General features: G+C 59.5%; 6 protein-coding genes. All 6 read left to right on the top strand.

Annotation, left to right across the window (positions count from 1 at the left end; all coding sequences use genetic code 11):
• The first annotated feature begins 86 nt into the window (after nucleotides 1–86).
• The 6 genes from DZK26_RS04855 to brxL are packed head-to-tail and all read left to right on the top strand — an operon-like array spanning nucleotide 87 to nucleotide 12,886.
• Nucleotides 87–890 carry a hypothetical protein gene (locus DZK26_RS04855; protein ID WP_147306680.1) on the top strand — a complete coding sequence of 268 codons (804 nt, stop codon included), beginning with the start codon at nucleotides 87–89 and terminating at the stop codon, nucleotides 888–890.
• Nucleotides 887–1,444 carry a BREX protein BrxB domain-containing protein gene (locus DZK26_RS04860; RefSeq protein ID WP_116898524.1) on the top strand — a complete coding sequence of 186 codons (558 nt, stop codon included), beginning with the start codon at nucleotides 887–889 and terminating at the stop codon, nucleotides 1,442–1,444. The genes DZK26_RS04855 and DZK26_RS04860 overlap by 4 nt, the downstream gene beginning before the upstream one ends.
• Nucleotides 1,441–4,890 carry a BREX system P-loop protein BrxC gene (gene brxC, locus DZK26_RS04865; RefSeq protein WP_181918413.1) on the top strand — a complete coding sequence of 1,150 codons (3,450 nt, stop codon included), beginning with the start codon at nucleotides 1,441–1,443 and terminating at the stop codon, nucleotides 4,888–4,890. Before DZK26_RS04860 ends, brxC begins: the two co-directional genes overlap by 4 nt.
• A 9-nt stretch (nucleotides 4,891–4,899) precedes the next feature.
• Nucleotides 4,900–8,499, top strand: a complete 3,600-nt coding sequence (locus tag DZK26_RS04870) for an Eco57I restriction-modification methylase domain-containing protein (protein ID WP_116898522.1) — start codon at nucleotides 4,900–4,902, stop codon at nucleotides 8,497–8,499.
• A 5-nt stretch (nucleotides 8,500–8,504) separates the two neighbouring features.
• Nucleotides 8,505–10,832 (top strand): BREX-1 system phosphatase PglZ type B, encoded by a 2,328-nt coding sequence (pglZ, locus tag DZK26_RS04875; RefSeq protein ID WP_116898521.1) that lies wholly within the window; start codon nucleotides 8,505–8,507, stop codon nucleotides 10,830–10,832.
• Nucleotides 10,829–12,886, top strand: a complete 2,058-nt coding sequence (gene brxL / locus DZK26_RS04880) for a protease Lon-related BREX system protein BrxL (protein WP_116898520.1) — start codon at nucleotides 10,829–10,831, stop codon at nucleotides 12,884–12,886. Before pglZ ends, brxL begins: the two co-directional genes overlap by 4 nt.
• Nucleotides 12,887–13,046 lie beyond the last annotated feature (160 nt).

Below are 13,046 nucleotides of genomic sequence, written 5' to 3' on the forward strand. Positions count from 1 at the left end.
GCCCGTCCTCAGGGTTCCTCCCCCGAAGGGAAAATGCTAGGATTTCGCGGGATCGCCGGCAAGTTTGCCGGCGAAGTGGAGGCGGCATGTCGTTTACTCATCTGAAGTGGGATGGCTCCACACCGGAGCCCCATCAAGTACGCGCCGGATTCCGGTTCGGCGACCGTGGTACGCATACGAGCCGGACCATGATGTTGGCCGAGCTCTCGGATCTACTGGCCGAGACGGGCCCTGACGCGACCCGCGAAGACTTTCGGGCCGCTGTGGTCGATGACAACGTCCTTGGCAAGCAGACGTACTCGAACCGCCGCTTGACCTTCCAGCGATTGTCCGAACTCTACGGGCTCGATCCAGCCGTTCCTATTTATCGGGTGCTGCGCCGTGTTTGGGATATCGATCGACCAGGCCGGCCCCTGATGGCGATTTTGTGCGCACTGGCCCGCGACCCATTGCTGCGCTCCTCCGCCGCCGTGGTCCTCTCGATGACCTCGGGTGCGGAGTTGTCGCGCTCCGAGATGATCCGAGGCCTGCAGACGGAGACCGGTGGCCGGCTCAAGGAGTCGATCCTGGACAAGGTTGCGCGCAATGCCGGCAGCTCGTGGACGCAGTCTGGCCACTTGACCGGAAGGGTCAGGAAGAAACGCCAACTTGTTTCTCCAACAGTGGGGCCGGCTTCACTGGCTTACTGGCTAGGTGGGACACAGGGCTTGGCTGGCAGTAGCCTGCTCGATTCCGCCTGGGCCAGGGTGTTGGACGCCACTCGACCACGCCTGGTCGACTTGGCACTGAGCGCTCGACAGGCCGGACTGATTCATGCTGTGGTCGGTGGCGATGTCATCGAGATTGATCCGCGCATGCTCGATCCCATGGCCGAGGAGATGAGGGCATGACTCGAATTGAGCAGCTCGCCAATCTTTACGCGGAAACGATTCAGGGCGATTGGTCGCAAACCATCGCGGGAGCCCAGCGAGTCATCGTGGTCGTCTACGACAAGGAGATGGAGCGCAATCTGCGCGGTCAATTCGGGGAGTTCGAGCAGCGGACCCGCGCCTCCGGGCATGACTGGGATCATTTTGACTGCACGCGCCTGTTCTCCGAGTGGCTGGGTCGGGACGAGGATCGCGAATCCTTCTTCGAGGAGCCCGACGATCTACGCTCGGCCATCGAGAGTGAATTTGAACCGCTGGTCATTCAGACCCTGAGTGAACGCCTCCGTCAGGCCGACAAGAACACGGTGGTCGCGGTATCGGGCATCGCTTCCCTGTACGGTTTTCTGCATATTTCCAAGCTGATCCGGGAGGTCGAAAACGAGATTCGCGGTCGGCTCATTGTCTTTTTCCCGGGTTCCCGGCACGGCAACAACTACCGACTGCTGGACGCCCGCGACGGATGGAACTACCTGGCCCGATCGGTCAGCCTAGACAGCACTGGAGCAAGATCTTGAAAATCCAGAATATCCTGCAACGCAACCCCCTCGAACAGGGTCTGGCCAACAACGGTCAGGCCAGGATTACCCAGGCCACGGACGACAGGGCGGTACGGGAGCTGCGTGCCGAACTGGAAACCTTTGTCTGCGACGGGGAATACGGCAAAGCGATCGAGCGAATCCTAGGGGGCTACCTGGCTCAGCTCGAGCAGCCGCGCCAGGTCTCGGCCTGGGTCAGCGGTTTCTACGGCAGCGGTAAATCACATCTGCTGAAAATGCTGGGCCACTTGTGGAAGGACACCGACTTCCCGGACGGCACTTCGGCTCGCAACCTGGTGCATGGTCTGTCCGACGAGGCCCAGGCCCTCTTGAAGGAGCTGGACGGCAAGGCCACGCGCCTCGGCAAGCCCCAGGTCGCAGCAGTAGGCACGCTGCCGGCGGGTAGCGGCGATCACGTGCGAAAGACCGTGCTTTCTGTCGTGCTGCAGTCCCAAGAGCTGCCAACCACGTATGCCCAGGCCAGCTTCTACTTCTGGCTGCGAGAGCAGGGCTACCTGGAAACCGTTCGTCAGGCCGTCGAGGATGCCGGAAAGGACTTCCTGAAGGAGTTTGGCCGAATGTACGTCAGTCGGCCGATTGCCGACGCACTGATGGAACTGGACCCAGGCCTGGCCAAGGAAAAGAAGGACGTCCGAGAAGTGCTTCGGGCTCAGTTCCCGGACACCACCACGGATATCGGGACCTCGGAATTCATCGAAGCCATACGACAAGCCCTGGCGCCCGAGGGAGAGATCCCGCACACCGTTCTGGTTCTCGACGAAATTCAGCAGTACATCGGTGATTCCACCGATCGGGCCGTGTTGATCACCGAAGTCGCAGAGGCAGTCCAGACCCAACTCGACAGTCGGGTGCTCATGGTCGGCTCCGGGCAGTCGGCGCTTTCCAGCACGCCGCTACTTCAGCGACTTCGTGACCGTTTCCGAATCCCCGTGCAGCTCTCGGAGACCGATGTCGAGGCCGTCACCCGCAAAGTGCTACTGAAGAAAAAGGCGAAGGCGGTCGAGCCGGTACGCGATCTGCTCGAAAATAACGCTGGCGAAGTAGACAAGCAGCTCCAGGGCACCAAGATTGCGGCTCGCCCTGAGGACCGCGACATCATCGTTGACGACTATCCCTTGCTCCCCGTGCGCCGCCGTTTCTGGGAAAACTGCTTCCGAGTTGTCGACGCCGGCGGTACACAGAGCCAGCTACGTTCTCAACTTCAGATCCTGCACGAGGCACTCAAGCGGATTGCCGACGAAGACCTGGGCACCGTAATCCCGGGCGACCTGCTCTACACCTTCATCTCGCCCAACATGGTCAATACAGGCGTGCTGCTCAACGAGATCGACACGCGAATCAAGTCGCTCGACGATGGAACCGAGGAAGGCCGCCTCAAGAGCAGGATCTGCGGGCTGGTCTTCCTGATCAACAAGCTACCGAGAGACGAGGCAGCTGACCAGGGTGTTCGCGCTACGGCTGCACACATCGCCGACCTGATGATCGCTGAACTCGACGGCGACTCCGGGCCGTTCCGGAAGTCGGTTGAGGAAGCCCTCGAGTCCCTGGCCGACAACGGTGTGCTGATGGTTGTCGAGGATGAGTACCGCATCCAGACCACCGAAGGCGCGGAATGGGATCGCGCGTTCCGGGAGCGCTGCGCTGCGTTGCGACAGCAGGAAGCCGAAATTGCCGCCCGGCGCCACGATTCGCTGGCAGGCATTGTTCAAGCGAGCGTGGCCGGGCTACGTCCCAAACACGGCGAAGCCAGGCTGCCACGCTCGGCGAGGCTACATGCTGAGGAGGCTGAACCCTCGCTGGAGGGCGATCAACTCGTGATCTGGCTGCGCGATGGCTGGAATGCCTCGCAGAGTGAAGTTGAGAACGAAGCTCGCCGGCGCGGTCATTCCGACCCGGTCATCCATGTATTTCTGCCCCGCAAAGCCCACGACGACCTAAAGAACCGCATCATCGAGGCCGAAGCGGCTCGCCAGGTTCTCGACACCAAGGGGGTCCCTTCCGCACCGGAGGGTAAGGAAGCCATGGAGAGCATGCGCAGTCGCCGGGCGAGCGCAGAGGACGGCAGAGATCGCCTGGCCCGCGAGATCGTGCTGGCCGCCCACGTCTACCTTGGAGGCGGCACCGAAGTTTTTGGAGACAGCCTCGAGGGCAAGCTGGAGCAGGCCGTGGAAAATGCACTGGCACGGCTGTTTCCCCGATTTCAGGAAGCCGACTCTCGCGCTTGGGAGCTGGCGTTGAAACGTGCTCGGGAAGGCAGCGATGAACCATTCCGTGCAGTCGGCTGGGATCGGCAACTCACCGACCACCCTGTCAGCCGCGAAGTCCAGAATGCCATTGGCCGAGGCGCCAAGGGCAGCGAAGTGCGCAAGCACCTGCAGTCGGCGCCTTTCGGCTGGCCGCGCGACGCGATCGATGCCGCCCTGATCGCCCTGCATCGCGCCGGCGTTCTCACGGCCACGCTGGAAGCCCGGCCATTGCGCGCGGGGGAGTTGGACCAGAACAAGATTCCCAAGACGGACTTCCGCCCGGAAACAACGCCGCTGGGCATGAGCGAGAAGATTGCCATCCGCGGCCTGATTACCCAGGCAGGTTTACCTGCCAGGGCTGGGGAAGAGGTGCCGGCTTCCCATCAGTTCCTGACGCACCTGCAGGATCTTGCCCGCCGGGCCGGTGGTGAGCCGCCCTTGCCCGAACCGCCCGATACCAAACACATTCAAAGGCTGCTGGACCTGGCCGGCAACGAACGCCTCAGCGCCATGCTGGAAGCCCGCGAGCAGCTCGCTGAGCATCTCCAATCCTGGCCCGAAATCGCAAACCAGGTAGAAAAACGCCTGCCGGCCTGGGAGCGCCTGGAGCGACTGCTCGAACGTTGCCACGGACTTGAAGAGGTTGAGGCCGTCGCAGAGGAAATGTCTGCGATCCGCGATTCTCGCGCGCTCCTTGAAGGCGATGACCCGGTGCCAGCTCTGGAGTCTAAGCTAGGTTCGGCGTTGCGTTCCAGGCTCACGCAGCTACATATCGAGCTGCAAGAGGCCCATGACCAAGCCAAGCAGACGCTGGAAGCCGATGATCGCTGGAAGGAGCTGTCTCCGGATGACCAACAGGCAATCCTGAAGCAGGTCGCGCTTGCGGAGCCCCAACCCCCGGCTCTCAAAACTACGGACGATCTGCTACGGGAGTTGAGCCATCGCTCCCTGGATGCCCGCGCCGATGCTATCAGCGCAGTGCCCGACCGCGTCACGAGGGCGCTGGAAGCGGCAGCCCGCGCCAATACGCCGGAAGCCCGCCGGGTGAGCCTGAAACCAGCCACCCTGTCTTCAGAAGAAGAGGTCCGGGACTGGCTGGCCGAGCAAGAAAAGAACCTTCTGGATGCGGTCCGCCACGGCCCCGTCATCATCGGCTAGGAGCCAGACATGACCACGCTGAGCAAACCGCTTCGAAATCAACTTGAAAGGGCCGTAAAGCAGGCTCGTGTCGCCGCCGAACAGGGTGCTCAACAGGCGCTGGAGGCGCTCGCCGTGCACAACCACGAGCCGTGGGGCTCCATGGATGCCGAGCAACGGCAGCTGCGTCGTCGATTGCGCGCCCATGGCCGACAGCTAGGGGACCAGCGTGATCCGCAGTCCGGCCGCCAGCGTCTGGAGCGCCTGAGTGAGGAAGTGGCCTACGAATTCTGGCACCGAATGCTGTTTGCTCGCTTCCTGGCAGAGAACGAACTGCTGATCGAGACGCGCTACAACGTTCCGATCACCTTTGCCGAATGTGAGGAACTGGCCCGAGAGCAGGGAGAGGATCCCTGGGACTTCGCCGCTGGCCTGGCACAGGCCATGCTGCCCCAGATTTTTCGGGACGACTCACCAGCCTTTGAGCTGAGTCTGCCTCCGGAGCACCAGCTGCGGTTGGTGCGCTTGCTGGAAGAACTGCCGGCCGAATCTTTCCATGCCTCTGACGCGCTCGGCTGGGTTTACCAGTTCTGGCAGACCGCCCGAAAGGATGAGATCAACGCCACTGGCAACAAGATCGGTGCCCGTGAATTACCGGTGGTCACCCAGCTGTTCACCGAACCCTACATGGTCAGCTTTCTGCTCGACAACGCGCTGGGTGCCTGGTGGGCTGCCCAGCGCTTGTCGGCGGACGATCTGAGAAACGCTGACACCGAGCAGGAACTACGCGACAAGGCCGCCATTCCTGGGGTGCCGCTGGAGTATCTGCGCTTCGTCCGCACCGAAGACGGAGCCTGGACGCCAGCCGCCGGCGCCTTTGAGCGCTGGCCAGACCAACTGGCTGAACTGAAGGTGCTCGATCCTTGCTGCGGCTCCGGACATTTTCTGGTCGCGGTGTTCCTGATGCTGGTACCCATGCGGATGCAGCTCGATGGGCTGAACGCTCGCGAAGCAGCCGACGCCGTGCTGCGGGAAAACCTGCACGGCCTGGAGCTGGACCAACGCTGCGTAGAGTTGGCTGCTTTTGCGCTTGCGTTGACCGCATGGAAATATCCAAATTCTGGCGGCTACCGTGTTTTACCGGGACTTAATGTCGCCTGCACTGGCCTCTCAATCAGCGTGAAGAAGGAGGATTGGCTGGAGTTGGCTGGGGACAATACCAATCTTAGACTCGCACTAGGAGAGCTGTACAAACAGTTTTTAGATGCACCGGCACTCGGTAGCTTGATCAACCCTGAAACAAGTTTGGGAAAGGGGTCACTTTTCGAGTTGAAGTGGGAAGAGGCCGGCCCTTTACTGACCAAGGCGTTGGCAAAACAGAAGGATGAAGAGAAAGCGGAAATGGGGGTTGTCGCTGAAGGGCTTAGCAACGCCGCTACGATTTTACAGAACAAGTTTCATTGGGTGATTACGAACGTGCCTTATTTGGGTGCCGGGAGGCAAAGCAAGGTGCTTCGCCAATATGCAGAGAAACATTATCCCGACGGAAAGGCTGATCTTGCCAATGTATTTCTTGAACGATGTTTGGAGTTTTTGGAGCCAAATGAACGTGGGCTAACTCAGGTTGTAATGCCTGAAAACTGGCTTTTTCTATATACCTATACTAAACAAAGAACTAAGTTACTAAATTCCGCTCGCTGGAATTTTCTAGTAAATCTAGGCGGGGGCGCTGAAGCTTTTGAGTGCGGGCCTGGTAATGCAGTGAATATCTGCTTAATTGCTCTTAAGTCAACCGAGGCGGCAGAAAGGCCCGCACCTGATTGGGTTTTTCGAGGAGTAGATCTAACTAAGTACTCAAATCCTCGAAAAAAAGCGGCTGGTTTAATTAGCGAGGATGTAGCATCAGTATTGCAAAAGGACCAACTAGAGAATCCAGATGCTAGGGTGCATTTAGGCGATAAGGTCTCCTTATCCCTCTTATCCAATTCTGCGAACTCCTTCCTTGGGCTAGGCACAGGTGATTTTTCAAAGTTTGGGAGAAACTTTTGGGAGTTTCCCTCCTCCCTACCCGAAGGCTGGGAGAGAATTCAATGTGCCCCCGAGCAGCAGGGACACTATGGCGGCAACTCTTACCTCGTTGCATGGGACTCGGAAGAAAGAAGAGTTCGCGGAATGGATCCTTTCCATCGAAAGAAAATACATAATCAGGATCAAAGTGGGCAGCAAGCGTGGGATAAAAATGGAATTGCTGTAGCATTAAGTGGCAACTTGAAGGTGACAATTTACAGTGGATCGCTTTTCGATAAATCGCTTGCAGCTCTAATACCACTGGATGCAACTTGTAGTGCTTCAGTATTCAGCTTCTGTTCTAGCGACGAGTTTCTCGCAGCCGTTCGGAAAATTGACAAAAAGATCATCGTTGCAAACGGGACATTGATAAAAGTTCCATTCGACCTTGAATACTGGACAAAGATTGCTGTACAGAAATATCCAAATGGCCTTCCAGAACCCTATTCGGACGATCCGACGCAATGGCTGTTTCACGGGCATCCTTGCGGGTCAGTGGTCTGGGATGAAGAAAAAAAATGGACCAGAGGCAGCCCAAGCCGATGCGACGTGTCAGTACTCCAAGTCGCTGTTGCACGCTTGCTCGGCTACCAATGGCCCGCCGAGCTGAGTTCAACCATGGAATTGGCTGATGAGCAGCGCGAGTGGGTTGACCGTTGTAAAGAACTGCTCCCCTTCGCCGACGAGGACGGTATCGTTTGTCTCCCCCCAGGTCGCGGTGAGTCAGCAGCGGCCGATCGGCTCCGTGAACTTCTGAAGGCCGCCTATGGCGACACTTGGTCCGCCTCCACCGAACGAGAGTTGCTGGCGGCATCAAGCGGCCATGGAAAAGCGCCTTCATCGCTAGACCAGTGGCTGCGCGAACAGTTCTTCGAGCAGCATTGCAAACTGTTTCAGGCCCGACCTTTCATCTGGCACATTTGGGATGGGCGCAAGGATGGTTTCCACGCCTTGGTCAACTACCACAAGCTCTCCGGCCCCAACGGCCAGGGTCGGCGCACACTCGAGGCATTGACCTACAGCTACCTGGGTGAGTGGATCGACCGCCAGCGTTCCGATCAGCAGAATGACGTGGAAGGCTCGGATGCCCGTCTGGCTGCGGCACTAATGCTTCAAGGGGAGCTCAAAAAGATTCTCGAAGGTGAGCCTCCTTACGATCTGTTCATCCGCTGGAAACCGCTGCACGAGCAGCCCTTGGGCTGGAACCCGGACATCAACGACGGCGTGCGCCTGAACATACGGCCCTTTGTGTTAGCCCAGGACCTGGGCCGCAAGGGTGCCGGCATTCTGCGCAGCATCGTCGATAAGACCTGGACCAACGCCAAGAAAATTGGCGTCAAGGACCGCGGCAAAGAAGTCGATTTCATGCGGCCCCGGGATCAATTCCCCTGGTTCTGGAGTTGCGATCCGGAAAAACTCAGCGAGCATCTGATCGACTTTGGCGCACCCTTGCCGGATGCCGTGCCGGCGGGCAAGAAATTCGACGGCCTGCGCTGGAACAATTTGCACTACAGCCGAGCTGCCCGGGAAGCTGCACGTGTCGCTCACAATCAGAAGGATTGAGCTGCATGCCCAGCGACTCGCTCGATACGCTTCTCGACGCACTTTGCAGCCAGCTTAGTGGCTGTGCCAGTACCCCGGATGCAGTGGAGGCGCCGGCGGCAATCCTCTGGACCGATCCGGAAGGTTTCTGGCGCAGCCTGGTTCCCCAATTGCTGGAAATTTTGCCGGAGTTACTCGTTTTGGGGGAGTATGACCCGGAGCGTCGCACCGGCCCCGCGGTCTGGTTGCGATGTGTGGTCGATGGTGGCATTTCGCTGGATGCGGAAACCGAGGGCCGAACCCCGATCCTCTACTTACCCGGCGTGGGTCGCCAGGACTTGCGCAGGGGTGACGAAGTGCCGTGGAAACTCAGTCCGTTGGTAGAACTGCAGTTTCGGGGGACGATGTGGCTGAACAAGGGCCAAGACTGGACGGTGACGGCCTTTCTCAGTTCATCCCGTACGCTAGACTTGGAGCTTGGCCGTCATGAAACCACACGCCAAGCTTTGCTGCGCGCCTTGCCAGAGCTTGCCGTAACCTCGATCTCGTCGCTGAAGGGCCGGCGGCTGACGGCCGATGATTTCGATCGCCTGCTGAGCAGCGATACCATTCGCGATCTGCTGCGGTGGATGGGAGAGCCCGAACTGACTCAAACCCGCATGGGTAGGGAAACCTGGGCCGCCTTTTGCAGCCAGGTTCAGGAAAAGTTCGGTCTGGATCCGGCCACGGACGATGTCACCACGGCTGGGGAATTACTCGGCCGTGCCGATGGGGCCTGGGAATCGGTGTGGGAACGCTTCGCTGAGGCACCCCAGGCCTATAAGGGCATTCCCGAATTGCTGGCGCGCAGTCAGCCCAATGAGCTGCTGCTCGACGGCTCCCGTTGGCCCGGCGTCAATCGGGATCGTGAGGAAGAACTGAGGAAGGAACTGGAGGCACTTGCAGACCTGCCCCATGCCGAGGCCTGTGAGCGCCTGCTGGAGCTCGAGCGCAAACATGGTGGGCGCCGCGGATGGGTGTGGGCTGCGCTCGATCAGAGCCCGATGGCAAAGGTGCTGACTCCCCTCGCCACGGTCGCCCAATTCTGTCAACAAGTCCCTACCGCCCAGTCGCCCGATGAGTTGGCAGGCAAGTATGTTGATGGGCTGTGGCAGGCGGACCAGGCAGCTTGGCAGGCCATGGTGATTAGCGGCGTGACTGATGACCAGGTGGTGCATGCGGCACTGCGCGCCCTGCTGGAACCATGGCTGGAGTCTACTGCCCGGTTGCTACAAGAACTGACCCACGATCATCCGCTGCCTCTGGCCGGCGAGCAGGAATTAGTGGCTGTGGCGCCCGGAGAATGCCTGGTCTTCGTCGATGGGCTCCGTTTTGATATTGGCATGAGCCTTGTCGACCGATTGCGCGATGAAGGCTGCGAGGCCGAGGTAAGACATCGTTGGTCGGCGTTGCCATCGGTTACCGCCACCGGCAAGCCCGCGGTGACTCCGGCAGCGAAAGGTATCCGTGGCGCCGAACTCGGCGAGGACTTTGCGCCGAACTTCGTCGACGGCGAGAAGTCAGTTGTCGCGCGAAATCTGCGGGCCGATCTGGAGACGCGCGGTTACCAGATACTGAGTGACGAGGACGCATCGTCACCAGCGGATGATCACACTCGCGGATGGCTGGAAACCGCCAATATCGACAAGTTGGGCCACAAGCTGGAAGCAGACCTGGCTCGACAGCTTCCCAGTGAACTCGAGCGACTCGCCAATCGCATCCGAAAACTGTTCGATGCCGGCTGGAAAAAGGTACGGATCGTGACCGATCACGGCTGGCTTCTGTTGCCCGGCGGGCTACCCAAAGCACATCTCCCCAAACACCTGACACAGAGCCGCTGGGCGCGTTGTGCGGCCATATCCGGCGCCTCGGAGCCGGACGCGCCAACCGCCCCCTGGTACTGGAACCGGGAAGCCCGATTTGCCTACGCACCTGGCATCAGCTGCTTCAACGCGGCGCCAGCGTATGCACACGGCGGCGTGAGCCTGCAGGAGTGCGTCATTCCGGATATTGCGGTTACTCGCGACTCGGCAGTCGGTCAGCCGGACGTGCGCCTGGAATCGATCAGCTGGCACGGTTTGCGCTGTTTCATCGAAGCCGCGAGTGCCGGCGGCAATGTCACGGCCGACTTGCGTTTGGGCCGAGTCAATGGAGTATCTGTGGCTAATACTCCCAAAAAGCTGGACGAAGAGGGCACTGCAAGCCTGCTGCTGCCGGACGACGAGCACGAGGACGCCGATTTGGTCGTAGTGCTGCTGGATGAAGACGAGCAGGTTCTGGCCCACAAGCATACAAAGGTAGGACACGCTGGATGAATACCGTCACAGAGATGGACCACCTGGACCGCATCGCGGCGGAAGCCTTCGAAGGCTACCTTGTGCGCAAGGACCTGGTACGAAGGTATTCACAGCAGTACCCGGTGCCGACCTACGTGGTCGAGTTCCTGCTGGGACGATACTGCGCCAGTATCGATGATGAAGAAATTGCGGAAGGCATCTCCGTCGTCGAGAAACAGCTGGATGGCAAGACCGTGCGAACCGGCACGGAGGAGTTGTTCAAATCCAAGGCCAGGGAAGTTGGCTCAGTCCGCGTGATCGATATCGTTCGCGCCAAACTGGACGCCAAGAATGACTGCTACGTCGCCGAACTACCAAGCCTGGCCCTCAAGGATGTGGAAATTGCCGATTCACTGGTCCGGGACAACGAGCGGATGCTTACCGACGGCTTCTATGCCGAAGTAACGGTGGAGTATGACCCCTTGGTTGCGCAGGAAAAGAATGGGCGCCCATTCAGAATTTCCATGCTGCGCCCTATCCAGATGTCGCAGCCCAAGGTACTCGAGACGCTCGCCAAGGGTCGCGAAAAGTTCACGACCCAGGAGTGGGTCGATTTCCTGATTCGCTCCGTCGGCCTGGAGCCATCCTCGATGGATGACCGCGCCAAGCAGGTTGTACTGCTCCGAATGGTCCCCTTCGTTGAAAACAACTACAACCTTGTGGAGCTCGGCCCTCGCGGAACCGGCAAGAGCCATATCTACCAGCAGATCTCGCCCTACTCACACCTTATTTCCGGCGGGAAGGCGACGGTCGCCAAGATGTTCGTCAACATGGCCAACGGCCAGCGCGGTCTGGTGTGCCAGTACGACGTGGTCTGTTTCGACGAGGTGGCTGGTATCTCGTTTGACCAGAAAGACGGCGTCAACATCATGAAAGGCTACATGGCCTCGGGGGAGTTCAGCCGAGGCAAGGAAAGCATCCGAGGGGAAGGCGGCATTGTCATGGTGGGCAATTTCGATGTGGACGTTGAGCAGCAACAGCGGATCGGCCATCTGCTCAGCCCTCTGCCGAAGGAAATGCGAGATGACACTGCCTTCCACGATCGAATTCACGCTTACGCACCGGGGTGGGATTTCCCCAAGCTCAACCCCAACCAGCACCTCACCAACCATTTCGGGATGGTCAGCGACTTCCTGAGTGAATGCTGGAGCCAGTCACGGAGCCTCAGTCGGGTCTCTGCCTTGCAGAACCGAGTTTTCTGGGGCGGCGCGCTGAGCGGCCGTGACATCGAGGCCGTTCACAAGACCGTAAGCGGTCTCATCAAGCTGACCTTCCCCGATCCGGAAATGCCAATACCGGATGAAGAACTGGAATGGATTGTGCGCCTGGCTCTGGAGTCACGCCGGCGCGTGAAGGAGCAGCAAAAGCGCTGCATGAAGAGCGAGTTCCGAAACACCCACTTCAGCTTCACCTTGGGCGTGGATGGCATAGAGCAGTTCGTTGCCACCCCGGAGCTTCACAGCGACGAAGCCATTGACGGTGACCCTTTGCCGCCCGGCCAAGTCTGGGCAGTCACACCTGGCGCGGAGGGCGGCCCGGGCCTGTGCCGAATCGAAGTCACGATCGGTCCGGGAAGCGGTGTAAAGATCCTGAACCACCCGGTGCCGCCGGCATTCCGGGAAAGCGTTCGAGTTGGGGAGCAGAACCTCTATACCCGGGCCGAGGAATTGGTCGGCAACCGCAGCCCCCGCGACCACGAATTCTCGATCCAGCTCCGCTCACTGGACAATGACAAATCCGGCACAGGTCTCGGAATGGGTGTAGTAGTCGCCCTGGCCGGCGCATTGCTCGAACGAAACTCCCGCGGCGCCACACTAGTCGTCGGCTCATTGAATCTGGGCGGTTCAGTCGAAATGCTCACCAACCCGGTTTCCATCGCAGAACTGGCCGTCGAGAAGCAGGCCAACACCCTGCTCATGCCAGTTTCGGCCCGGCGGGCACTCAATGACCTGCCGGACGAGATGTGGACGAAGATCAAGATCGAATTCTATGCGGACGCGGCAGATGCTGTTTTCAAGGCGCTAGAGGACTAGCGCCCGAGGGTATCTCTCAGTCAGGAGGGCGCTATGGTCTTTTCACGGGAGTTTATCCAGAATCTTCCTGAAGACGAATTTTCTGCTCGCGAGAAACGACACCTAGAACGTAAGTTCTTTCCCCCGCCGTCAGAACCTCCTTGGCAGAAAGACTTGCGGG

The organism is Wenzhouxiangella sp. 15190 (assembly GCF_003417465.1).
Lineage (GTDB): Bacteria > Pseudomonadota > Gammaproteobacteria > Xanthomonadales > Wenzhouxiangellaceae > Wenzhouxiangella.

Excerpts from the sequence above, each read along its gene's own strand:
- DZK26_RS04855 (WP_147306680.1), top strand. The coding sequence starts at position 87 with ATGTCGTTTACTCATCTGAAGTGGGATGGCTCCACACCGGAGCCCCAT.
- DZK26_RS04860 (WP_116898524.1), top strand. The coding sequence starts at position 887 with ATGACTCGAATTGAGCAGCTCGCCAATCTTTACGCGGAAACGATTCAG.
- DZK26_RS04870 (WP_116898522.1), top strand. The coding sequence starts at position 4,900 with ATGACCACGCTGAGCAAACCGCTTCGAAATCAACTTGAAAGGGCCGTA.
- pglZ (WP_116898521.1), top strand. The coding sequence starts at position 8,505 with ATGCCCAGCGACTCGCTCGATACGCTTCTCGACGCACTTTGCAGCCAG.
- brxL (WP_116898520.1), top strand. The coding sequence starts at position 10,829 with ATGAATACCGTCACAGAGATGGACCACCTGGACCGCATCGCGGCGGAA.